This is a genomic window from Algoriphagus algorifonticola (genome assembly GCF_007655305.1).
GTDB lineage: Bacteria > Bacteroidota > Bacteroidia > Cytophagales > Cyclobacteriaceae > Algoriphagus > Algoriphagus algorifonticola.
In genome coordinates this window covers 117610-140867 of record NZ_VLOG01000045.1, presented here as the reverse complement: position 1 = coordinate 140867, position 23258 = coordinate 117610, and the positions used below count along the sequence as shown (strand labels likewise).

Annotated in this window: 26 protein-coding genes, 1 tRNA gene and 1 riboswitch; of the genes, 10 read left to right on the top strand and 17 right to left on the bottom strand. The window is 39.5% G+C overall.

Annotated features, from left to right (window positions below):
• The first annotated feature begins 1 nt into the window (after nucleotide 1).
• The 4 genes from FL972_RS11975 to FL972_RS11960 all read left to right on the top strand — a co-directional run bounded on the left by FL972_RS11975 (nucleotide 2) and on the right by FL972_RS11960 (nucleotide 4022).
• On the top strand, nucleotides 2-982 hold the full coding sequence (locus FL972_RS11975; RefSeq protein WP_144605693.1) for a N(4)-(beta-N-acetylglucosaminyl)-L-asparaginase: 981 nt from the start codon (nucleotides 2-4) through the stop codon (nucleotides 980-982).
• Between the two features lies 1 nt (nucleotide 983).
• On the top strand, nucleotides 984-1727 hold the full coding sequence (locus FL972_RS11970) for a copper homeostasis protein CutC (protein WP_144605692.1): 744 nt from the start codon (nucleotides 984-986) through the stop codon (nucleotides 1725-1727).
• Nucleotides 1724-3265 (top strand): FG-GAP repeat domain-containing protein, encoded by a 1542-nt coding sequence (locus FL972_RS11965; protein ID WP_144605691.1) that lies wholly within the window; start codon nucleotides 1724-1726, stop codon nucleotides 3263-3265. Before FL972_RS11970 ends, FL972_RS11965 begins: the two co-directional genes overlap by 4 nt.
• 295 nt (nucleotides 3266-3560) lie before the next feature.
• Nucleotides 3561-4022, top strand: a complete 462-nt coding sequence (locus tag FL972_RS11960; RefSeq protein ID WP_091655626.1) for a CBS domain-containing protein — start codon at nucleotides 3561-3563, stop codon at nucleotides 4020-4022.
• Between the two features lie 38 nt (nucleotides 4023-4060).
• Here FL972_RS11960 and FL972_RS11955 read toward each other — a convergent pair whose 3' ends face one another.
• The 4 genes from FL972_RS11955 to FL972_RS11940 form a co-directional block, all read right to left on the bottom strand.
• On the bottom strand, nucleotides 4061-5236 hold the full coding sequence (locus FL972_RS11955) for a trans-sulfuration enzyme family protein (RefSeq protein ID WP_144605690.1): 1176 nt from the start codon (nucleotides 5234-5236) through the stop codon (nucleotides 4061-4063).
• Nucleotides 5237-5325: 89 nt separating this feature from the next.
• Nucleotides 5326-5431: riboswitch (SAM riboswitch) on the bottom strand.
• 57 nt (nucleotides 5432-5488) lie between these two features.
• Nucleotides 5489-6049: an aminoacyl-tRNA hydrolase gene (gene pth / locus FL972_RS11950; RefSeq protein ID WP_144605689.1), complete on the bottom strand. Its 561-nt coding sequence runs from the start codon at nucleotides 6047-6049 to the stop codon at nucleotides 5489-5491.
• 70 nt (nucleotides 6050-6119) lie between these two features.
• Complete coding sequence (locus tag FL972_RS11945; RefSeq protein ID WP_091655629.1) at nucleotides 6120-6695, bottom strand: 50S ribosomal protein L25/general stress protein Ctc; 576 nt, start codon at nucleotides 6693-6695, stop codon at nucleotides 6120-6122.
• A 24-nt stretch (nucleotides 6696-6719) separates the two neighbouring features.
• Nucleotides 6720-7646 (bottom strand): ribose-phosphate pyrophosphokinase, encoded by a 927-nt coding sequence (locus FL972_RS11940; RefSeq protein WP_091655665.1) that lies wholly within the window; start codon nucleotides 7644-7646, stop codon nucleotides 6720-6722.
• A gap of 243 nt (nucleotides 7647-7889) precedes the next feature.
• On the opposite strand from FL972_RS11940, the gene FL972_RS11935 reads away from it, so the two are divergent.
• Together FL972_RS11935 and FL972_RS11930 are read left to right on the top strand one after the other, a co-directional pair.
• Complete coding sequence (locus FL972_RS11935) at nucleotides 7890-10598, top strand: M14 family metallopeptidase (protein ID WP_144605688.1); 2709 nt, start codon at nucleotides 7890-7892, stop codon at nucleotides 10596-10598.
• Nucleotides 10599-10691: 93 nt separating this feature from the next.
• Nucleotides 10692-11429: a hypothetical protein gene (locus FL972_RS11930; RefSeq protein WP_144605687.1), complete on the top strand. Its 738-nt coding sequence runs from the start codon at nucleotides 10692-10694 to the stop codon at nucleotides 11427-11429.
• A 39-nt stretch (nucleotides 11430-11468) separates the two neighbouring features.
• Here the strand turns inward: FL972_RS11930 and FL972_RS11925 are convergent, their stop codons facing one another.
• Complete coding sequence (locus FL972_RS11925; protein ID WP_144605686.1) at nucleotides 11469-12335, bottom strand: dienelactone hydrolase family protein; 867 nt, start codon at nucleotides 12333-12335, stop codon at nucleotides 11469-11471.
• A gap of 58 nt (nucleotides 12336-12393) precedes the next feature.
• On the opposite strand from FL972_RS11925, the gene FL972_RS11920 reads away from it, so the two are divergent.
• Nucleotides 12394-13113, top strand: a complete 720-nt coding sequence (locus FL972_RS11920; RefSeq protein WP_144605685.1) for an EcsC family protein — start codon at nucleotides 12394-12396, stop codon at nucleotides 13111-13113.
• A 54-nt stretch (nucleotides 13114-13167) separates the two neighbouring features.
• Here FL972_RS11920 and FL972_RS11915 read toward each other — a convergent pair.
• A tRNA-Gln gene (locus tag FL972_RS11915) sits at nucleotides 13168-13240 on the bottom strand.
• Nucleotides 13241-13543: 303 nt separating this feature from the next.
• On the opposite strand from FL972_RS11915, the gene FL972_RS11910 reads away from it, so the two are divergent.
• Entirely contained in the window at nucleotides 13544-13789 is a 246-nt protein-coding gene (locus FL972_RS11910) for a hypothetical protein (RefSeq protein ID WP_091655633.1), read from the top strand.
• Between the two features lie 57 nt (nucleotides 13790-13846).
• Here FL972_RS11910 and rplI read toward each other — a convergent pair whose 3' ends face one another.
• The 4 genes from rplI to FL972_RS11890 form a co-directional block, all read right to left on the bottom strand.
• The gene (rplI, locus tag FL972_RS11905; RefSeq protein WP_091655634.1) at nucleotides 13847-14290 is read right to left on the bottom strand and encodes a 50S ribosomal protein L9; all 444 of its coding nucleotides are present in this window, start codon (nucleotides 14288-14290) and stop codon (nucleotides 13847-13849) included.
• A 39-nt stretch (nucleotides 14291-14329) separates the two neighbouring features.
• A complete protein-coding gene (gene rpsR, locus FL972_RS11900) occupies nucleotides 14330-14581 on the bottom strand; it encodes a 30S ribosomal protein S18 (protein ID WP_026955569.1) in 252 nt (83 codons plus the stop codon).
• A complete protein-coding gene (rpsF, locus tag FL972_RS11895; protein ID WP_144605684.1) occupies nucleotides 14581-14949 on the bottom strand; it encodes a 30S ribosomal protein S6 in 369 nt (122 codons plus the stop codon). The genes rpsR and rpsF overlap by 1 nt, the downstream gene beginning before the upstream one ends.
• Nucleotides 14950-15100: 151 nt before the next feature.
• The gene (locus FL972_RS11890) at nucleotides 15101-16030 is read right to left on the bottom strand and encodes a hypothetical protein (protein ID WP_091655636.1); all 930 of its coding nucleotides are present in this window, start codon (nucleotides 16028-16030) and stop codon (nucleotides 15101-15103) included.
• Nucleotides 16031-16052: 22 nt separating this feature from the next.
• On the opposite strand from FL972_RS11890, the gene FL972_RS11885 reads away from it, so the two are divergent.
• Entirely contained in the window at nucleotides 16053-16640 is a 588-nt protein-coding gene (locus tag FL972_RS11885; RefSeq protein ID WP_222116033.1) for a class I SAM-dependent methyltransferase, read from the top strand.
• On the opposite strand, the gene FL972_RS11880 is transcribed toward FL972_RS11885, so the two are convergent.
• On the bottom strand, nucleotides 16634-17413 hold the full coding sequence (locus FL972_RS11880) for an O-methyltransferase (RefSeq protein ID WP_144605683.1): 780 nt from the start codon (nucleotides 17411-17413) through the stop codon (nucleotides 16634-16636). The two genes, FL972_RS11885 and FL972_RS11880, sit on opposite strands and share 7 nt — an antisense overlap.
• 2 nt (nucleotides 17414-17415) lie before the next feature.
• Nucleotides 17416-17802, bottom strand: a complete 387-nt coding sequence (gene apaG, locus FL972_RS11875; RefSeq protein ID WP_091655638.1) for a Co2+/Mg2+ efflux protein ApaG — start codon at nucleotides 17800-17802, stop codon at nucleotides 17416-17418.
• 63 nt (nucleotides 17803-17865) lie between these two features.
• Between apaG and ung the strand changes: the two genes are divergently transcribed.
• Complete coding sequence (ung, locus tag FL972_RS11870) at nucleotides 17866-18528, top strand: uracil-DNA glycosylase (RefSeq protein ID WP_144605682.1); 663 nt, start codon at nucleotides 17866-17868, stop codon at nucleotides 18526-18528.
• A gap of 359 nt (nucleotides 18529-18887) precedes the next feature.
• Here the strand turns inward: ung and lepB are convergent, their stop codons facing one another.
• The 5 genes from lepB to FL972_RS11845 are packed head-to-tail and all read right to left on the bottom strand — an operon-like array spanning nucleotide 18888 to nucleotide 23000.
• On the bottom strand, nucleotides 18888-19961 hold the full coding sequence (gene lepB, locus FL972_RS11865; RefSeq protein WP_144605681.1) for a signal peptidase I: 1074 nt from the start codon (nucleotides 19959-19961) through the stop codon (nucleotides 18888-18890).
• Between the two features lie 11 nt (nucleotides 19962-19972).
• The gene (dapB, locus tag FL972_RS11860) at nucleotides 19973-20695 is read right to left on the bottom strand and encodes a 4-hydroxy-tetrahydrodipicolinate reductase (RefSeq protein WP_144605680.1); all 723 of its coding nucleotides are present in this window, start codon (nucleotides 20693-20695) and stop codon (nucleotides 19973-19975) included.
• Nucleotides 20695-21303, bottom strand: coding sequence for a DUF5683 domain-containing protein (locus FL972_RS11855; RefSeq protein ID WP_144605679.1), 609 nt, complete (start codon nucleotides 21301-21303; stop codon nucleotides 20695-20697). The genes dapB and FL972_RS11855 overlap by 1 nt, the downstream gene beginning before the upstream one ends.
• Before the next feature lie 2 nt (nucleotides 21304-21305).
• The gene (locus tag FL972_RS11850; protein ID WP_144605678.1) at nucleotides 21306-22217 is read right to left on the bottom strand and encodes a ParB/RepB/Spo0J family partition protein; all 912 of its coding nucleotides are present in this window, start codon (nucleotides 22215-22217) and stop codon (nucleotides 21306-21308) included.
• A 3-nt stretch (nucleotides 22218-22220) separates the two neighbouring features.
• Complete coding sequence (locus FL972_RS11845) at nucleotides 22221-23000, bottom strand: ParA family protein (protein ID WP_091655643.1); 780 nt, start codon at nucleotides 22998-23000, stop codon at nucleotides 22221-22223.
• Between the last annotated feature and the right edge of the window lie 258 nt (nucleotides 23001-23258).

Genomic DNA, 23258 nt, shown 5'->3' with positions numbered 1-23258 from the left:
AATGTCCCAAAGAAGAAAATTTATCAAGCAATCCCTTTTAGGTTCTGCCATTTTTATACCTGGAGTTTCTCAAGCCTTTACTCAAAAAAAACAAGGATTAGTAAATGGAGAGAAGCCTTTGATTTTGTCAACTTGGAATCATGGCTTGCCTGCCAATGAGGCCGCTTTGAAGAAACTTCAAGAGTCTGGGAGCATAGTAGACGCGGTAGAAGCTGGAGTAAAAGACACAGAACTGGATTTGGAAAATTTATCAGTTGGACTTCAGGGTTTGCCGGATAGAGAAGGAATCACCACCTTGGATGCTTCCATCATGAAAGGTGACGGTTCTTGTGGTTCTGTGGCCTTTGTACGGCAGGTTAAGCATCCGATTAGTTTGGCTAGAGCAGTGATGGAAAAGACGCCACATGTAATGTTGGCTGGTGAGGGTGCCAAGCAGTTTGCTATTGCTGAAGGTTTCCCCATAGAAGAAGAGATTTTAAGTCCCAAAGCCGCAAAAGCCTATGAGGAGTGGAAAAAGACTAGCCAATACAAACCGGTGATCAATATAGAAAATCACGATACCATAGGAATGATAGGTATGGATGCCTCAGGTAAGCTTGCGGGAAGTTGCACAACCAGTGGATTGGCTTATAAAATGCATGGCAGAGTGGGGGATAGTCCGATTATTGGAGCAGGACTTTATGTAGACGATGAAGTGGGTGCAGCTACTGCTACAGGATTAGGAGAATCGATTATCAGAATTTGTGGGAGTTTTCTGATTGTGGAGCTGATGCGGCAGGGAAGAACTCCTCAAGAAGCTTGTGAGGAAGCTGTCAGAAGATTGATTGCCAAAAACAAAAAGGACATCAAGGATATTCAGGCCGGGTTTCTTGCCATCAATAAGGAAGGGCAGATCGGAGCATTTGCAGTTCATCCAGGCTTCAATTTTGCCAAGGGAACTACTCAAGAAAATATCTTGATTGACTCAAAAAGTCATTACTAGTATGAATCAGTATATTTTAGAAGCGCCCGTTTTCAATTTGAACTCGGCATTGGATGCAGCTGATTTTGGAGTTCATAGATTAGAGTTATGTGGAAGCTTCTTGGAGGGAGGGGAGACTCCTTCGGCCGGTATGTTGAAGGTCTTAAAAGAAAAGGTTCAGATTCCGATTTTTGTAATGATTCGACCAAGAGGTGGGGATTTTTGTTATAGCAAAGGAGAGTTGGAGGTGATGAAGAGAGATATTCAACTATTAGGAGAAATAGGCGCAGATGGGTTTGTTTTTGGAGCACTTAAACCAAACGGGGAAGTTGATAAAGTAGCATGTAAAGCGCTTTTGAAATCAGCAGCTGGTAAACCCTGTACGTTTCATAGAGCGATTGATGTCAGCAGAAACCTCTTAGAAAGCCTGGAGGATGTAGTAGATTGTGGATTTACCAGAATTCTCACCTCAGGGGCAAAAAACTCTGTTTCAGAGGGCTTAGAGATGATTAAGCAATTATTGGAAAAGGCTGAAAATCGAATCATCATAATGCCAGGGGGAGGCTCAGAACCAGCACATGTGAAAGAGCTTCAATCTTTTGAAAATTTCAAGGAAATTCATGCTTCATGTAAGGTTAAATTGAAATCCGAAAATCAGTTTACAAACTCAGAAATAAAGTTTTCTCCTGACGAAAATTCATTCTTCGAGCATTTAGGAATTGACGCTGCTAAAGTTCAGAATTTCTTGAAAGCATTTGGCTTATGAGGATTTCCCTACTTCTTTTTGCATTAATCGCTATAGGTTCATCCTGCAACCCTATTTCAGAGCGAAAGCAACCAATTCCAACTCTTTATCAGCTTTCTCAAATGGACTTAAAGTTGGATGGAAAGCAACTTGCTGATGTCTATTGCGGCAATTGCCATCTAAAACCTGACCCAGAGGTATTGGATAAAGCTACCTGGGAAAACAGCGTGCTTCCGGATATGAGACGGCGGATGGGACTTTATTTGGAAGAAGACTTTGGGGTTACTTTACCTCAGGACAAGGGAGTTCCTGAGGGTATTTATTCCAAAATACCGCTAATCAAAGAAAAGGATTGGGATAAATTGAAGGAGTACTACTTGAAAAAGGCTCCAGAATCGCCTTTGCCTCAACCAAAAAAGGAAATACCTCAAAAAGGAATACCTGGATTTGAAGAATCATTGCCTGAGTTTGATTTTGTATTTTCTAATCTCGCTACTATGACTAAAGTAGCCCCGTCTGGCAATATTTGGCTTGGCCATCGATTTAAAAAACTTTTCAAATTAGATTTAAGTAAAGGACCACTTATTCTTGATTCGATTGATACACCTGTTGCTCCAGTATTTATTAAATCAGAAGGAAATGAGAGTTTTGAACTTTTATCCATGGGTTTAATGGATCCTGCCAATGATTCACTTGGAACTTTCAAGAAATTCAAGAAATCTAGTCAAAACTGGACCTCTGAAGATCTTCATCAACAGTTGATCAGGCCTGTTCACATTAGTTTTGGAGATCTAAATGCAGATGGCAAAGAAGATCAAGTAATTGCTCAGTTTGGAGATCATCTGGGAAAGTTGAGTGCTTATATATCTGAAGGAAATGAGCAAAGAGAAATAATTTTGAAGGCTCTTCCAGGCGCTAGGAAAACCTATATTTTGGATTACGATGAGGATGGTGACTTGGATATCATTGGCTTAATGACTCAAGCGCAAGAGGGAATTTATCTTTGGGAAAATGACGGAAAGGCTAACTTCCAAGAAAAAGAGATCCTAAGATTTCAGCCGGCTTTTGGAAGTAGCGATTTTAAATTGAAGGATATTAATGGGGACGGTTTATTAGATATTATTTTAGTTAATGGTGATAACGCTGATCTTTCCCCAATTCTAAAAAATTATCATGGCTTAAGAATTTTTATTAATCAGGGTAATTATCAATTCTCTGAAGAATGGTTTTATCCGATGTATGGAGCAAGCGGCATTGAAGTTGCCGATTTTGATCAAGATGGGGATTTGGATATTGTTGCTATTTCATTTTTTCCAGATAAAGCCCAAGAAGCAAGGCAGGATTTGGTTTATTTCCAAAATAATGGAGGAATGAAATTTAAGCCGTATACAACTCAACTTGATTTTAAAGCTAATCTTTTGGTGGTATCGACGGGGGATATTGATCAAGATGGAGATTTGGATATTTTGGCAGGAACATTTGATTTTGATGATTTGTATAGTCCTGCCAATAAAAAATGGAAGCCAATTTTATTGTTGAAAAATAATATAATGCAATAATAATTATTATGTATATCCGCTTTCTTACCAGTAACAACCAAATACGGCTTATTGTCAGCTAAATGGATCAGAATCACGGAAGCTTCGCCTGCCTGCCGTGGCTGGGTCTTCGGTCATCAGTCGCCTGTACTGAGCGAAGTCGAAGTATCCAATAGGTCGAACAAAGAAAATATGGCAACTGGCATGATTGCGGATAATCAGAATAATAAATTGCAAATAATCTTTTTATCAATACTGAGTTTTAAATTTCATGAAATTTCAGTATCTTATTAGTTCATCTAAAATTCTTTCGACTATGGTAAAAAGTTTTCAAGGAGTAAGGGAAGTAGAACCAAAGAAGTCTCCTATTCATCAAATTTTGGTAAAAGATCATATGAGTACCAACCTTGTGACATTCGGGCCGAATGACACTATAGATAAGGTAATGGAAGTTTTGACTAAGAAAAAAATTTCCGGAGCGCCTGTGGTCGATGAGTCTGGAGGTTTGGTTGGGATTATTTCTGAGGTCGATTGTCTTCGGGAAATTATCAAAGGAAAATATACCAATACCCCTGGGTTTCCCGGAAAGGTAAGTGAGTATATGACCCGAGATGTGATTACCCTAACTCCTGATTTATCATTATTTGATGCTGCAGGAAAATTTTTAGAACTAAAAATTAGAAGATTTCCTGTTTTGAAGGATGGAAGGTTAATAGGTCAAATAAGTCTTTCAGATGTAATACGTGCTTTTCCTAAACTCAAACATACAACCTGGTAGATATGTAAAAAGGTTGTCGAGAGACAACCTTTTTATTTTTACTTTCTACTAAGTTCCAAGGCTCTTTCTACATCAGCAATAATGTCTTCATGATGCTCTAATCCAACAGAAAGGCGAATCAATCCATTGCTAATTCCCACTCTTTCTCTCTCCTCCTCCGAAAGCTTGCTATGGGTGGTAGACGCAGGATGGGTGATGATACTTCTACTGTCTCCCAAATTGGCAGTAACAGAAATCATTTTCAGTTCATCGATAAAGCTTTGGGCTCTTTCTACCCCTCCTTTTAAGTCTAAAGTGATGATACCTCCTCCCTGACTCATTTGCTTTACTGCCAAATCATATTGAGGATGGGATTTTAAAAATGGATATTTGACCGCATTGAGTTGAGAATTACCTTCAAAGTATTCAGCAACTTTTAGCGCATTGCTGCAATGTCTATCCATTCTAACTCCCAATGTTTCCATGCTTTTGGATAGTATCCAGGCATTGAAAGGAGATATGGCTGGTCCAGTGTGACGCGTGAAAAACTGAACCTCCTTGATTAATTCCTGTGCGCCAAGTATTAAGCCTCCCAAAACTCTTCCTTGTCCATCTATATACTTCGTAGCTGAATGCGTAACAATATGTGCCCCCCACTTGGCTGGCTGTTGCAGATAGGGAGTTGCAAAACAATTGTCGACAACCAAAATCAGATTATGTGCTTTAGCAAAATTTCCAGCCCACTCCAAGTCAATAATCTCCAGTCCTGGATTGGATGGAGTTTCTATGAATAGCATTTTGGTATTAGGTTGTATAAGCTTTTCCCAATTTAAATAGTCCGAGATATCTCCGTAGGTAGAGGTAATTCCCCATTTCGGGAACACCCTCGTCAATAACTGGTGGGTTGACCCAAAAAGAGATCGGGCAGCTAATACATGATCGCCTTGCTGTAAAAGTGATGCTATACTTCCAAACATGGCTGCCATCCCGGAAGCGGTTGCTATTCCATCTTCCGTGCCTTCAGCAGCGCAGACTTTTTCAATCAAGTCAGAGGAATTGGGATTGGCATATCTGGAGTAAATATTGCCCTCAATTTCGTCTGCAAATGTTGCTCTTGCCTCTTCTGCAGAATCGAAAGTAAAGCTTGAAGTCAAATAAATAGGAGAGGAATGTTCCTTTTGATTGGACTTGGAGGGGTTGATCCTGATGGAATTGGTCTCGAAATGTTGACTCATAGTCTAAATAGATTTAAGGTTTTTCAGTAAACCGATAGATCTACCCGAGTCAGATTCGAACTAAAAAGGAATAAGGATGAGTTAATGCCAATTTATAGTTCCCGCTTCGGGTAGGATTTGGCACCTTTCCCGAATTAATCGGGATGGTTGCCAGAGGGTCTCAGAGCCTAGTCTCTCGCCTCTTCTTTATAAATCAGTTGCCTGAAGTGCTACAAATAAATAGCGTAAGGGATTCAAATCCAAATAAAAAAATCAATCATTATATTGAGTCATAGTTTGGGCTATTCCAATAGTACAAAAACCCAAAACCATGTCAATGGCCTTATCCATGATTTCCGGAAGTTGATCAAATTCCTCCTGCTTGAATTTGCCTAACACATAGTCAACCTGACGTCCTTTCGGGAAATCGTCACCTATACCCATTCTAAGCCTAGGATAATCCTGTCCTCCGGTCAAAGCTTCAATATTTTTCAAACCATTATGACCTGCAGCACTTCCTTTGGCTCTCATTCTGAGTTTCCCAAAAGGAATCGCTACCTCATCGACTAAGACCAAAATATTTTCTTTGGGAATTGAGAGCTCCTTCATCCAATAGTTTACTGCCTTACCACTGAGATTCATGTAAGTAGTGGGTTTGATAAGATGGATTGTTCGTCCTTTGTGTTTGAATTCGGACTTAAATGCGAGCCGGCCACTTTCCCATTTGGCATCGTATTGATCCGCCAGTCGATCTATTGTCAGAAATCCAATATTATGTCGAGTCAGCTCATATTCAGGGCCTATGTTGCCCAAGCCTACTATTAGATATTTCATGATTCAAATTTGGCTTAAAAATAAAAAATCCTGCCTTTGAGGGGCAGGATTTTAAGAAATGCTCTATGAATTATTCTTCGCCTTTCTTGCCTCTCAATGCTCTTGGGATACCGATGGTAACTACAGAAACATTTGGGCTGGTAAGGATTTCAAATCCTTCTGGCTTCAATTCACTCACTTTGAATGATTTTCCAAGATCCAAGTTGGAAATATCAACTTCAATGAAATCAGGGAAGTTGTTTGCCAAACCTTTTACTTTCAAAGATCTGGTTTTCATTTCCAATTTACCCCCTTTCGCTAAGCCTGGAGAGCTTCCTACAACTTTCACAGGGATTTCAAATTTGATATCTCTGTCTTCAGTGTAAGCCATGAAGTCTACGTGAAGCAATGCATCACTTACTGGGTGGAATTGAGCATCTTTCAATACTGCCTTTACGATAGTACCTTCGATATTTAACTCTACCAAGTGAACTTCCGGAGTGTAAATCAAGTCACGGAAAAGGATAATCGGACTGTAGAAGTGAATTTGCTCAGGGATACCTGGTCCGTAAACCACACAAGGTACGTTACCGGATTCTCTGATCTCATTCAAACTTTGATTGTCGAGATTTGCTCTTTTAAACCCTATAATCTCAATCGTTTTCATATGTATTTTATTTAAAATTGGTTCTTAGATAAATAAAGAACTGATGGAAGTATTCCCTGTCACTGCATGAATTGCTTTGGCGAATAGGTCTGCTACTGTCAGTACTCTGATTTTGGATGATTTTTGCTTCAAAGGAATGGTATCAGTGATTACCAATTCATCCAAAACAGAATTCTCGATGTTTTCATAAGCTTTTCCTGAAAGCACACCGTGTGTCACAATGGCTCTCACAGATTTAGCTCCTTTTGCCATGATGATTTCTCCGGCCTTACAAAGCGTTCCTGCAGTGTCAACCAAATCATCTACCAAAATCACATCCTTTCCTTCTACATCCCCGATTACCTGCATAGAGGCAATCTCGTTGGCTCTTTTTCTGTGCTTATCACAGACCACCATTTCTACTTCAAAATGCTTGGCATAAGCCCTTGCTCTGGCTACACCGCCCATATCCGGAGCTGCGAAAATCATATCCGGAAGGTTGAGCATGCTCAAATAGGGTGCAAAGATAGCTGATCCATTCAAATGATCCAATGGTATATCAAAAAATCCCTGAATTTGACCGGCATGCAGATCGCAAGTCACAATTCTGTCAGCTCCAGCAGAGGTAAGCATATTTGCAATCAACTTGGCAGCAATAGAAACTCTTGGCCTATCTTTTCTGTCTTGCCTTGCATACCCGAAGTAAGGAATCACTGCTACCACCTTGTAAGCACTTGCTCTTTTGGCAGCGTCTATCATCAAGCAAAGCTCTAGGATATTATCGCTCGGAGGAGTGGTGCTTTGGATGACAAAGACGGTACAACCTCGAATTGACTCATTAAAGCTTGGGGACATTTCCCCATCACTAAACTTTGAGAGCGTAATGTCTCCCAGTTTTTTACCATAATTCTTAGCGATTTTTTCAGCGAGATTTTGAGTGTTGGACCCTGCAAATATTTTTACCTCAGATATCATGAAGTCTTGGTTTTAAGGAGGAAGTTTTGATAAGCAATTCATTGCAAAAGTAATAATTTTTGATGGGTTGGGAAGTTGGGATAGCTTTAATCCGAATATTATTTTGATAAGTGGGGCGGAAGGTAATCTCTCTTAAACTCCGATCCTGTAAAAATTAGACGAATGAGCGACTTTCTCCTGAGTAGCTCTCTTTTTAATCTTATTTTAGAGCAAAATACATTGTCCACCAATCTGAAATTTATGAGAAGTAAAATTACCCTTTGGGGTTTGCTGTTTTCATTCTTGATCATTCAAGTTTATGCCCAGCAGGTCCCAACTCCCAAATCACATTTTGGCTTTGAAATCGGGGACGATTATAAATTGGCAAATTTCAGCCAAACAGAAGCCTATTTTAAAAAAGTAGCAGATGCCTCTGATCGAGTGCAAATGACAAGTATTGGAAAAACGGAATTTGGCAGAGAGCAACCCATGCTTATTGTTACAGCCTCAAAGAATTTTCCTCAGCTTGCCAGGTATAAAGAAATTTCCCAAAAACTTGCTCATGCTGAAATTACCAGAGAGGAAGCTGAAGCATTAATCTCAGAAGGTAAGCCCGTGGTTTGGATCGATGGTGGACTTCATGCCAATGAGGTGGTGGGCCCCCATCAATTAATTCAAACGCTCTATGAACTAGCATCCAGAAATGATGAGGAAACTCTCAAAATTTTGGATGAAGTGATTATTCTTTTGGTACATGCCAACCCTGATGGAATGGAAATCATGTCGGATTGGTATATGAGAAAAGAAGACCCGACAAAAAGAGATCAAAATATTCCGGTTCTCTATCAAAAATATGTGGGGCATGACAATAACCGTGATTTTTATATGAATAATATGTCTGAGGCGACTAATATGTCCCTTCAGCAATATGTGGAATGGATTCCTCAAATTATTTACAATCATCATCAATCAGGTCCTGCAGGGACAGTCGTAGCAGGACCTCCTTACCGAGATCCGTTCAACCATGTTTTTGATCCGCTAATTATTACCAGCCTTGATGCTGTGGGAGCTGCTATGATTAATCGCCTCCATCAGGAAGACAGACCTGGATATACCAGATTGGATGGATCAGTTTTCTCAACCTGGTGGAATGGTGGTTTGAGAACTACTCCTTACTATCATAATCAAATCGGAATTTTGACTGAAATTATTGGAAATCCTACACCATCTGAGGTTCCTCTGGTGCCGGAAAGGCTAATTCCCAATAATGGAACTCCCTATCCAATTACGCCTAGAGAATGGCATTTTAAGTCTTCCATAGAGTATTCGGTGTCTTTGAATTATGCGATTCTGAATCACGCTGTAAGACATGGAGATGAACTATTGAGAAATATTTATCTGATGGGCAGAAGATCCATAGAGAAAGGTCAAAAGGATACCTGGACTTTATATCCAAAAAACGCACAGGCTATAGAAGACGCTTTTGAAAAAGCCAGAAAAGAAGGAAAGGCAAAAAGGCCTACAGGTTGGAGATCAGGCTTGCCGGTTGAATTTTATGAGCAAGTATACCAGGACCCTGCCCGCAAAGATCCTTATGGTTATATACTTCCGGCAGACCAAGCTGATTTTCCTACTGCTATTAAGTTTTTAAATGCCTTGATCAAGTCCGGAATCAGAGTTGAAAAGGCTACTGCAGATTTTTCAGTAAATGACAAATCCTATCCTGCGGGCTCTTATGTTGTAAAGACGGATCAGGCCTTTAGACCGCATGTCTTAGATATGTTTGAGCCACAGGATCATCCAAATGACTTCCTGTATCCTGGAGGTCCTCCAATTAGGCCTTACGATGCTGCTGGTTGGACATTGGCGTTTCAAATGGGTTCGGAGATTGACAGGGTTATGCAAGACTTTGATGGGCCATTTGAGCAAGTCCCTTACGGACAAATTCAGACTCCACCAGCCAAGTCTCTGGCAAATGGATCTGGTTATCTAATCGATATCAGAGGGAATAATGCATTCATGGCAGTCAATGATTTGCTGAAGGCAAAAGTAAAAGTGTTCAGGACTCAGCAGGAAGTAAATGGTTTGCCTGCGGGATCCTTTTATGTTGGTTCAGCAGGTAAAAAGATGTTGGAAAAAGCAGCTCAAGAATATGGAGTCTATGCCAAGCCAGCGTCCCTGCCTAAAGGAGCGACAGAAATCAAACCTGCTAGAATTGGGCTATACGATTATTATGGGGGTTCAATGCCTTCTGGTTGGGTTAGGTGGATGTTAGAGCAGTTCCATTTTGATTATAAGCAAGTCTTCCCTCTTGAAATTGATCAGGGCAATCTTAAAGATAAGTATGATGTGCTATTATTTATCGGTCCGGGTATACCTTCTGTAGGAAGCAGAGGTGGTGGAAGATCCCAGCCGGATTCTTCTGAAATTGACCCTCAATACCACCACATGCTTGGGAATTTCTCAGCTGAAAAATCCTTGCCACAGATTAAAGCTTTCTTGGAAAACGGAGGAGAAGTCTTAACTGTAGGTTCAGCTACGGAATTGGCTTTTCATTTAGATCTTCCAGTTTCTGATGCCTTAGTAGAGATGGGGCCTGACGGAAAAGAAACATCATTATCGGGAGAAAAATATTATATCCCGGGTTCGGTTTTGGAAATGCATGTGGATAATAGTCAGGCGATCAATTATGGAATGGGAGAGAAGTCCTACATCATGTTTAACAGGTCTCCTGTCTTCAGACTGGATCCTGAAGCGGCAAACCAAGGAGTAAAAGCTATTGCTTGGTTTGGGGAAGAAGAACCCTTGAGAAGTGGTTGGGCTTGGGGTCAATCCTACCTGAAAAATGGAGTAACTGCCTTCGAAGCTAAAGTTGGGAAAGGAAAGCTCTATGCTTTTGGGCCTGAGATAACTTTCAGAGCGCAATCTCACGGAACATTTAAGATGCTTTTCAATGGGCTATATAAGTAATTAATCCAAAAATTCTTAAGAAGGCCATATCGATTTTCGGTATGGCCTTATTTTTTGAAATTCATTTTTTATCTTAAAAGAAAAAATTAAGAGATGGATTCGGATTTTATACCTGGCATATATAATTGGTGCGATCGATGGTGTGAACGTTGCTCCTTTACTTCCCGCTGCAGAGTCTATGAAAAAACAGAAAACACGAGCAATTCCGAACCTGAGGAGTTTTGGGAGAATCTTTCTCAAAGTTTTCAGGAAACAATTGATTTACTCAAAAATACAGCTGAAGAATTCGGAATAAATTTGGATGAAATAGAAGAAGAGATACCCTTGGAAGAGGAGGAGGAAGAGGAGTATAAAGTTGCGGAGGAACCCTTATATCAAGTCACTAATAGCTATCTGAAAACTGCAAGAGTCTGGTTGGAATCCGATAGCTTCAAAGCTTTTATTACTAAGCTGGAGGAAAAAGGGGAATTAGGCCTGATTACTATTTCTGAAGCTGAAGATAAAGTCATCGCCTTAAGTGAGGCTGTAGAGGTGATACATTGGTATTTATTTTTCATCCATGTAAAAAGTAGCAGAGCACTCAAGGAGAAACAGGAAGATTTTTGGGATGAGTATACAGAGTCAGAAAAATCCTATAATGGAACAGCTAAAATCACCAAAATCGCAATAGAAAGAAGCATGCAGGCATGGATCCATTTGTTAAATCAAATGCAAGAGGATCAAGATAGAATCGTGGAAATCTTGGCACTTCTGGAAAAAAGCAGAAAGCTATTGGAGAAGGAATTTCCGAACTTAGATCAATTTATCAGACCGGGTTTTGATGAAGAATAGGCAGAGTTTAGCTTAACTCTGCCTATTCTTTCATTTCAATTATCCCTGAAATTTGTTTTTCAAGTAAGTAATAGCCATTTCATAAGCTTCTTTACTTGCTTCGGGGTCAAATCTTGGGTTGCTTGGATTAGAAAAGCCATGAACTGCCGGGAAGATTTTGTAAGTCAACTTCTTGTCTGCCTGCTGCATTTTTGAAGCGAAGTCTTCTATGATTTCCTTGGATATATATTCTTCTGTCGCGAATAGTCCCAGCACATCTGAGTTAAGTGTTTTCAAAGTTTCTACATCTCTAACAGGCATGCCGTAATACATGACGGATCCAATATTTTGAGAGCCTGTCAATAGTGCGGACTTCAACGACCAACTTCCTCCAAAGCACCAGCCTACATTTGCTATTTCAGCATTTTCCCCTGCATGCATCAAAGCCCCTTTTACAATGTTTTGTAGCCTTTCTTCTTTCACATTTCGCATGAATTGACCAGCCTCTTGGGGGTTACTGGTCACTTTTCCGTCGTACATATCCAGTGCTAGTACATTGACTGACTTTCCTAAATCAGCATAGAATTTATCTGCTTCTTTTTTGATATGATCGTTCAGCCCCCACCATTCTTGGTACACGAATAGCCATTGATCTGAAGGGTTTTCAGCAGGAATGAAGTATGCATTGGCATTATCTCCATCTGGAGTAGGGAAGCTGATCATTTCCCCAGCTCCATCGAAATTTATTGCATTAGGAGAAGGATGAAAAGAAAGGAATCCAGGAGCATCAACGAATTGCGCCATATCATCCGAGGGATTATGGCAAAGTGTGATGGAGCTGAAAGGGTCTTGAGCCGGATCGGTTTCATTACCGAAATAAAGAGCTCCAATCAGACTCAAAATAAGTAAATAAACTGGCTTTATCATGGGATGATTGTTTTGGAATTGATACCTTGAATAACCTGAATTGGAATGAAAAGTTTGCATGGATAATTATGATCAGTACATACAGGCTGAGGTTGGTTCCTGGCTGTTTCAAATGAAGAAGCCTCCTTCGTTGGGAAGTAAGTTGACGAATGGAGTTCAGAAGAAAATAAATGATTGGATTCCTGAAAAAGTGCACAAGGCTATCACCACAGCTATTGAAAATATGGTTAAGGCTGTTTCAACTGGATCCTCTTGGGTTGTGCCTAGGCCTGAGCAAAACATGTCATTCAAGGAAAGAGAATTTAAGGTGCGAAATAGAATCAAATGGTATAGAAATACAGCCTCAGTGGAAGGTGCTGTAACAGGTGCCGGAGGAATACTCATGGGCTTCGCTGATTTCCCCGCATTTCTGACTATTAAAATGAAAATGCTCTTCGATATAGCTGCACTTTACGGAGTGAATACCAAAGAGTATCAGGAGCGATTGTTTTTGCTTTATGTTTTCCAGTTAACTTTTTCCAGTCAGCAAAGAAAAAATAATTTGATAGAGCTGATAGAAAACTGGGAATCCCATAAAGAATCCTTGCCAGCAAGCATGGATGAGTTTGACTGGAAGACCTTCCAGTTAGATTACCGCGATTATATAGATCTAGCCAAATTGGCTCAATTGATCCCTTTGATAGGAGCAGGTGTCGGAGCAATAGCCAATTATAGGCTTACTGAACAGTTGGGGAAAAATGCTATGAATGCTTTCAGGTTACGCCTGCTGACTCAATAGCTTCAGCTATAAAAATCAAAAAAGCCTCAAATCTTTCGAAATGAGGCTTTTTTGTTGACCTACTAGGGCTCGAACCTAGACTCTTCTGAACCAAAATCAGACGTGTTGCCAGTTACACCATAGGTCAGTATTTAGTGAAAAACCCGTTGGCTTTTCTTAGAGTGTCACAAAGGTAGAATTCCATTCTTTTTTTTCCAAATCCCTTTCGGAAGAATTTTGGCTTTATTCCAAAGGTGCTGAATAACAGGAGGTAATTTTTTGAAATGCGGAGGATTTATTGGGTGATTTTGAAAAATATTGATTGAAAAATATATGTCGAAATCGATTGAAAATTGTGATTGTGTTAATTATTTCACACTTATATTGTTAATTTTAAAATAATTACCGTGATTTGTTTCAAATTTTAAGAAAACACAAACCTTATTAAACCATGCAAACAGAAAAGATGGAAAAAACCGTGATCGAAACGGTTAGCAAACTGGAGAAGTTAAAGATCGGTGATTCTTTGGCTGCTGAATTATCTTGGTGCTGGAATAGCTACAAGTATGATCAGAATCCAGTTGGTTTGATTGAAAAGAGCCAGAAGGCTGTAGAACTTTTCAAAGAAGTAAGAGAGAAAAACAGCAGGGCTGTCTCTAAGAAACTAGTGGAGGATTTGGAGAAATTTCTAAACTAATCCAAACAAAAAAAAAGCTCGCCAAACGGCGAGCTTTTCTATTTTTCTGAGTACTGCTTATTCAGCTACTACTACAAACTTAACGTCAGTTTTAACTTCTCTGTGAAGATCAACTTCTGCAGTGAATTCTCCTGCTCCGTCTACTGGAGTATTGATGGAGATTTTCTTTCTGTCGATGTCGAATCCTTGACTGGATAAAGCGTCAGCAATCTGTAAAGTAGTTACTTTACCGAAGATTTTTCCTGACTCACCGATTTTCGCTTTGATCTCCAAAGTTACTTCAGCAAGTTTAGCTGCGATATTCTCAGCTTCAGTTTTGATCTTTTCAGCTTTGTGAGCTGCCTGCTTGATGTTTTCAGCAAGGATTTTTTTGTTCGAACCGGTAGCTAGTACCGCGAAGCCTTGAGGGATTAGGTAGTTTCGGCCGTATCCAGGCTTTACACTTACCAAATCATTTTTATAGCCAAGACCTTTGATGTCTGTTTTTAATATGATTTCCATTTGTAATGATCTTTATTGGTTGGACGATACAAGACCGAATTATTTCAAACCATCGGTTACGAATGGCAACAAAGCCAAATGTCTTGCTTTCTTAACTGCTTGAGCTACTTTTCTCTGATATTTCGCAGAGTTACCAGTCAGTCTTCTAGGAAGGATTTTTCCTTGCTCATTTACAAACTTCAACAAGAAATTAGGATCCTTGTAGTCGATGTACTTGATGCCGTGCTTCTTGAATCGGCAATACTTTTTCTTGATTTCGCCTCTGTTGATTGGCTCGTTGAATAGTGTCATTAGGCTTGCTCCTCCTTAGCTTCTGATTTTTTGTTAAACTCTCCTTTTCTTCTTCTTTCGGCATAAACAATAGCATGCTTGTCCAAAACAGTAGTAAGGAATCTCATTACTTTCTCATCACGTCTGAACTCAAGTTCAAACTTGCGGATGATAGTTGGATCAGCCTTGAACTCAACTAATACATAGAACCCTGTTGTCTTCTTGTCAATGGTATAAGCCATTTTCTTCAGACCCCAGTTCTCCACATTGATTACATCTGCCCCCTCTTCTTTTAACAAGTTCACAAACTTGTCGACAGTATCCTTCATCTGAACATCAGACAAAACGGGAGTTAAAATGAATACCGTCTCGTAATTTCTTTGGAACATTTTTTTAATGTGTTTAAGGAATTTGAATAAACAGACCGCAAAAGTAGATCAAAAACTTCTGTTATCCAAATGAATATCTATTCTTAAATGGCATGATGGCATAAAAAAAGCCTCTTCCGAGAAGAAGAGGCTTGAGTTGAAATAAGTTCTCTTATTTGACGCTGAAAGTCTTGGAACCAACCAAGTAATTATCCACGAAAATTCTTACTTCATGATCGCCAGAAGTGTAATCTGATCCCTTTTCGTAGAAGAATGTCAAGGTTTCGCCAGAGTTTTCAAATAGGATATCCTGCTTCACCGTGTAAAACTGCTCTGCACCATTGACACGGAAAGTTCCAGATCCTTTAGCTACGTCAAAGATTGGCTGGGAATTAGGAGCCATGATTTGAACGTAAACGTTTCTAGGACCTTTTTCAGCTACCTTATTATCTGCCAAATTGAAACTTACCTTGATCTTCTCTATCTGACGATTTCTAAAATCTTTGGTAGTCTCTACGCGTTCTTTTCCCCTGGAATTAACAGCGGCAATTTCGATGTTCTCAGCTTTCAGCATGGAAGCCACATTGACTTTTGCCTGCAGATTCTCCTTTTGGATATTGAGCTGGGCTACTTCTTCCTCTATCTGTGCCTGAGTAGTTTTTAGATCCTGATTTTCTGCATAAAGCTGCTGATTCATGGCTCTCAATTCGAGAATTTCCTGATCCTTCTGTTCAAGTAAGCCTGAGTAGCTGTTGATTTTCTTATTCAAAGCAGCAATCTCATTGGCGCTTCTTTGTCTTACTGAGTTTCTTTCTGCAATCAGCTGATCCCTAACTTGCTCTAGGGCAGCGATATCTCCTCCTAATTTTTCAATTTCCTGAATTCTGAGATTCAATTGATAAGTTACAGAGTCTAATCTTTGATTTAATTCGTTGTTTTCGGTGGAGAGAAGCAGAATCTCCTCCGTTTTTTTGGTTCGGTCAACATAATCAGTGTATAATTTAATTCCACTGATGATAACCAAGAGAACAAGGACTATAATGATAATATTTTTTCCCTGATCCTTTTTTTGGCTAGATTCTTTTTCAAAATTGCTGTTCATGTGTTTGACTTAATAGGGCTGTATGATGATTAAATTAGATGAAGACTTTTGGACAGAGCGATATAGACAAGGCTACACCGGCTGGGACATCGGTTATCCATCTACCCCGATAGTACAATATTTAGACCAAATTCAGAATAAAAATTGCCGTATACTGATTCCGGGTGCAGGAAATGCCTACGAGGCCGCTTATGCATGGAATCAGGGCTTTGTAGGCACACATATTCTGGATATTTCAAAAGATCCATTAACAAAATTTAGCACAAATCACCCCAATTTTCCCCAAGCTCAAATTTTCCACCAAGATTTTTTTCAGCACGAAGGAAAATATGATTTGATAGTGGAACAGACTTTCTTTTGTGCTTTGGATCCAGCACTTAGAGAGGCTTATTGCCAAAAGATGCTCGAATTACTTCAGCCTAGTGGCCGTTTGATAGGTCTGTTATTTGGAGTGCAATTTTCAAAACAAGGGCCTCCTTTTGGTGGAAGTCTGGAGGAATACCAATTGCTTTTTTCAAAATACTTTAAAATTCACAAGCTGGAGCTTTGCATTAATTCCATTGCCCCTCGAAGAGGAAATGAGATTTTCATCAATCTGTCTCCTCAGTAGGAGAGTACGTAGTGGGATTTTTTACCAGGATAATTGAAAATCAAAATCCCGCATTCATAAAAATCCAGACTAAGTGTCACTTCTTTTCGGCTTTTGATTTCTTCCCAGGCGGACTGCATTTCCGGCGACCAATAGATATCAGCCACTGCGACAATACTGGAAGCTTGTAAATGTTGACTGATTAAATTGTATGAATTGATGGTTCCCTCATAAGTATGGTTGGCATCTATTAATGCAAAATCAATAGGAGTATTTTCTTTCAAAAACTCAGGTAAGGTTAGAGCTATATCCCCTAAAACAGTATGCAGGTTTTGGGGCTGGTCTTTCTCAAAAGCCACATTTAATAAGTCTTCTGACCCTTCAAATGTAAAAACATCTCCTTTGCAGATTCGACTTAAATACCGGGTATTGATACCCATGCATGTTCCTAATTCCAACACTCTTTTAGCAGGAGTCAGACTTACAAAGTATTGATAGAGCAGGTTGAACTTTCTGGAACTTGTTGAATACCTAGTTACTTCTGAAATAGGTCTGGTCTTTCCATTTACTTTTTTGGATCCGGCACCTAGATCCAGTACAGGAACTGATGATTTACTGCTAAGAAATTCTTTTCGTAAGTCTTCTAAATCAAGATCCTGCTGTTTTCTTTCTTGAACAAAACTTTTTAAACCGGTATAAATTTGAAATACAGAAGGACTTTGAAGAGAGTGCTTATCTTCTTTTGTTAACCAGTATCGGAAATATGCGAGGAGTGGAAATAACTTCCTATACAAAATTAATTGTGGAAAATATTGGCAATCATTTGAAATTCGGGAACGGCTACTTCCAGGATTTTTCCATCAAAAAGTTTTTGCATGGTGTAAACGCCCTTCATTTTTCCCAAACCGGACTTTAAATTGCATCCGGAAACGTAAGAATGACTTTCACCTGGCTCAAGGGTAGGCTGTTGACCAACTACTCCTTCTCCTTCTACGATTTTGGTGTTTTCAGCTGCATCAGAAATTTCCCACCTTCTTCTTAACAATTGAACAGTTTGTGCGCTTTTGTTTTGAATGGTTACTTTGTAAGTAAAAACATAATGATGCTGAAGCGGGCTGGAGAATTCAGCCTGATATGTCACTTCAACACTTACTTCTATTCCGTTGGTGGTTGCAGTTACCATTATTATAGCCTTTAAAAGTTAGCAAATATACAATGAACTCTTTGAATATCAATAAAATTACTAATGGATGTAAAAATTGAAACAAGCTGGAGAGAAATTTTAACCCCTGTCTTTCAGCAAGCCTACTTTCATGAGCTAGTTCAGTTTGTAAAAGACGAGTATTCTTCCTTCAAGGTTTATCCTCCAGGGAAAGAAATTTTTAATGCATTTGATTACTGTCCTTTTGATCAAGTTAAAGTAGTGATTTTAGGACAAGACCCTTATCATGGAGAAGGCCAGGCTCATGGTCTTTCCTTTTCCGTGAAGCCAGGTATTCCTTTCCCACCAAGTCTTTTGAATATTTTCAAAGAAATTAAAGCGGATTTAGGGAAAGATATGCCAGCTAATGGAGATTTGTCTAGGTGGGCAAAACAAGGAGTGTTTTTACTGAATGCCACTCTAACTGTTAGGGCGAATCAAGCAGGCTCTCATCAGAAAAAAGGATGGGAGGAATTTACCGATTCAGTGATCCAAGCAATCAGCGATCAAAAGGAACATGTGGTTTTTCTACTTTGGGGAGCCTATGCTCAAAAAAAGGAGCTGTTGATTGACTCTGATAAGCATTTGATTCTAAAAGCTCCACATCCAAGTCCACTTTCAGCTCATCGTGGTTTTTTGGGTTGTGGCCATTTCTCCAAAGCTAATGAGTATTTGAATTCCAAAGGGATCAGGCCTATCAATTGGTGAGGGGAGCGGATTTGGTTATTGAGTAACTGAGTAATTGTGGAATTGAGTAAAAAGCAATAACAGTTCACCGTTCCCTCCTTCGGCAGGCAGGCACCGTTCATCGTTGGGCTCGCTTAAAAGGTCTCGAATTAGAATTAAGTCTACTCTGCCCAGAAATACTTCGCTATTTATTATTCGATGTTCAATATTTTTAAAGTGTAATGAGGATAGAGTCTTCTTTGCTGTTTGTAATTCCTATATCTTTTCAACTCGTCTCTAGCTTTTAGTCTGTTGCCTCTCGCATCTCGTCTCTAATCTCCAATTCCAACAAAAAAGCCTCGAAATCTAAATCCCGAGGCTTTTTTGATAGGTTTTGATCCTTAATCAATTCCTTTGAAAATTCTGCTCCATCTGATCTTATTGAACATGGATTCAAATTGGTCTAGGGATAGCCACAAGAACCAAGCTTTGCCGACCACATGATCCTCCGGAGTAAATCCCCAGTATCTTGAATCCAAAGAATCATGTCTATTATCTCCCATCATGAAGTAATAGTTTTGGGTAAAAGTGTAAGAGTCTACAGGCTTTCCATCAATAAATAATTGCTCGCCCCTGATTTCTACCTGATCCAATCCTTCGTAATTTTTGATGGTTGAACCATAGCGAATCACATTATCGGGCGTCATTTCCATGGTCATTCCCTCTCCTGGAATGGTTAAAGGACCAAATTGATCTCTGTTCCATGCAAGTTTGCTTTCATCAGGGAAGATACCTCTCTCGGCTCCTAAACCTCTGATTCTTTTAGTGACGCTGGTAATAAGTGGCGATGATTTTAGCCTTTCGATCACTACGTCAGTGGCATTTACTCCATATGCGGCTCCATCTGTATAAGCCCAGTAACTATCCGGATTGATTCCATAATCATTGAAAAAGTCCTGATTTAAAGGCCGACTAGCAATCACATCGTAAGAAAATTGCATTTCCTCAGGGTGCATTCCTGGTTCACCGTTCACGTACAAATCACCATTTTTGACTTCAATTACATCCCCCGGTACACCTACCGCTCTTTTGATATAATTGGTTTTTAAATCATTCGGATATTGAAATTCTACCGGATAATTAAAAACTACCACATCATTTCTTTTAACCTCGGAGAAGCCGGGTAATCTATAATAAGGGAGCTGAATGGCATCAGAATAAGAAGGGATTTCAGTCCCCCAAATTTTCTGATGTGTTAGTGGAACTTGCAATGGAGTTTTAGGAATTCGGGTTCCATAGTGCATTTTACTTACGAAAAGAAAATCACCAACTAGCAGGGATTTTTCCATTGAAGCGGTAGGGATAGTAAACGGTTCCAGTAATAACCAGCGTATTAAACTTGCTGCAACTACTGCAAATACCAAGGCGTCTACCCATTCTCGGGCAGCTGATTTCTTTTGTTTTTTAGTACTCATTTTTCAATTGATCAAAAAGACAGAAAGTCGTTCATAGAAAGTACTCCTTTTTTATTCTTAATCCATTCTGCAACCAAAATCGCACCAAGGGCAAACCCTTGCCTGCTGTGGGCAGTATGGCTAATTTCAATATCATCTATTTCAGACTGATATCTGATAATATGTGTCCCGGGAGCGGGGTCAATTCGTTTGGAGACGATAGGCAATTCATTTTCCTTTTCTCCATTTCCTTCCAATAAATACCAGTCTTTTAGACTGCTGTTATTGTTTAATATCCCTTCTGCCAATGTGATTGCAGTTCCTGAAGGAGCATCTTTTTTAGCGGTATGATGTATTTCCTCTATGCTAGCTTTATAGCCAGAGGTTTCATTCATCAGCTTTGCCAAGAATTCATTTACCTTGAAAAACACATTGACACCAATGCTGAAATTGGAAGCATAGAAAAAGGTGCCGTTTTTCTCTTTGGTCATTGCTTCGATTTCAGGCTTTTGAGATAACCAACCTGTAGTGCCGGATACGATAGGAATTCCTTTTTCAAGACACCATTTGATATTTTCTACAGCAGCCTCAGGTTGACTGAATTCGATAGCAGCATCCACGTTAGAGGGGTTGAGCTGATCAAGGTCTTCTCGGTTATCAATGTTTATCTTTCCTGCGAGGTGATGGCCTCGGGATTCAGCTATTTCTCCGATAAGCTGTCCCATTTTACCATATCCTAGTAATAATATGTTCATTATTTGAATTTTAACTTTAAAGTTACGCCCAAGGATTGATTTTGGGCAGAAAAGGTCTCAAAATGCGGCTCTATTCCCAAGGCCAGATCATCTGAAATATCAAAACCTGATAAATGAGCATCCACATTAGCATCTATAATATTGAGTGCATAAATAGCTCCCAATAGTAAAATGGTCATATCTCTGTTACTTCTCCAATAATCCACATTTCTAACCAAGGCTTGTCGGTTCAGATTTGGGAAGATATTCGGTTCGCCATCATCCAAATTAAATAAAGCTTGACGGAAAACCTGATACCGCTTGTTGTTAAAGTTTATGAAATAAATATCTGTGATAAAGCCAGCATATAAAATAGGAACTTTCCAAGCCTTTCCATTATAAACCTGCCCAGCTCCCGGAATCACAGCCGATAGTATGGTTGCTTTTCTAGGGTTTTTTGGAAGAGAAGAAAAATTGGGTCTGTCATTATCCCGCTGATTTTGCTCCTCAGTTTGACCTTGACTCTGGGCACTGAGAGGCTGAAAAGACAATGCACTAAAAAGCAAAAGACCCAGGATGATCCATGGGTATTTGAATTTTGGTGGTGAAAAAAAAGCAGGTCTTTTCACGGTCAAATTATTTCCAATATTTCCAGAATCCTATTCAGATCGGAAGCAGAGGAAAAAGGAATCTTGATTTCGCCTTTGTTTTTTTCATTGGTTTTGAGATTCACTTTGGTGCCAAAATGGGAGGCCAATCTCTGCTGGATCTTATTGAGCTCGTATTTACGAACTGGATCTAGGTTAGAGCTCTCTTTTTTCTCTGGTTTTCCCTCGTTCAAAGCTTTTACCAGAGCTTCTACTTTTCTTACACTCAACTCCTCTTCAACTGTCTTTTTGAAAATAGCCAATTGCTTGTCCACATCTTCAATATTGATGAGGGCACGGGCATGACCCATGGAGATTTGTTGATCTCTGATGGCAGCCTGAATCGTAGGCGGTAATTTTAGAAGTCGAAGGTAATTATTAACTGTGGTCCGGTTTTTACCTACTCTCTCCCCAAGTTGTTCTTGCTTTAGGTCACATTCAGCTAATAGTCTCTGGTAGGAATGAGCAATTTCAAGAGCATTTAGGTTTTCCCGCTGAATGTTTTCAATCAAAGCCATTTCCAGCATTTGCTGATCATTGGCTGTTCTCACATAGGCTGGTACTCTTTCAAGACCTGCAATTTTGGAAGCCTGAAATCTTCTTTCTCCGGAAATCAACTGGTATTCGTCCTGATCTAGCTTACGAACAGTGATAGGCTGAATGATACCTTGAATTTTAATGGATTCTGCCAACTCCGCCAAAGCCTCCTTATCAAAATAAGTTCTAGGCTGGTATGGGTTGACTTGTATTTGATCCAGTGGGATTTCAAATATCCCCGTTTTGATTACTTCTGGTAAAATTTCCTCGGATTTATTTTTGGCAGGGCTGTCTTCAAGCAAAGCTCCTAAACCCCTTCCGAGGGCAGTTTTTTTTCTATTGGGTTTTTGATCAGCCATGGATTAACTTACTTTTTGAAGGCCGTTTTTCTCTGCGATTTCGCTGGCCAGGTTTAAATATGCAACTGCTCCCTTTCCATCGGCGTCAAATGCAATGGCGGGCATCCCAAAACTTGGAGCTTCGGAAAGTCTTACGTTTCGAGGAATAATTGTTTCAAAAACCATGTTTTTAAAATGCAATCTGACTTCTTCAACCACCTGGTTGGAAAGTCTCAACCTCATGTCATACATGGTAAGCAGTATGCCTTCTATTTCCAAATCCGGATTGAGACGGGTTTGGATGATTTTAATAGTGTTCAATAATTTACCCAATCCTTCTAATGCAAAATATTCACACTGCACAGGAATGATCACGGAATTTGCTGCGGTTAGTGCGTTGATGGTAATCAATCCCAAAGAAGGAGAGCAATCAATGATAATATAATCATAGAGATCTTTCAGCGAAGAAATGACATGCTTCATTTTTTCTTCCCGGTTATCCATATTGATCATTTCTACTTCAGCTCCCACCAGATCGATATGAGAAGGAACCAAGTCCAAGTTTTCGATCTCTGTCTTGATGATGATTTCCTTTACATCAATTCCATCCACCATGCATTCGTAGATACTTGTACTGATGGACTTAGGATCATGCCCCAATCCTGAAGTAGTATTTGCCTGTGGATCTGCGTCGATGACCAGGGTCTTATGCTCCAGCACCGCTAAACTGGCAGCCAAATTCATGGCAGTGGTGGTTTTTCCAACTCCTCCCTTCTGATTGGCAATAGCAATAATTTTTCCCATGGTTTAGTTTAAAATTTAATCTCAATATTAAGCAAATTCCAGTCTTATTTATCCTTGTCTATTGCTTTTTTTAATTAAAGCACCATGACAATTGAAGTCGTTTTTTGTTTTTATTCTTTCGAAAAAGAAGGGGTAATCTTCAGATTTACAAAGGTTTAATAATTGAGGAAAGTCTTGAGTTTTTGCCTGTTAAATTTTCTTTATTGTTGCAATTCTTTTTTCTTGATCAAATTTGATAATTCAAACCTGATTTTTCCA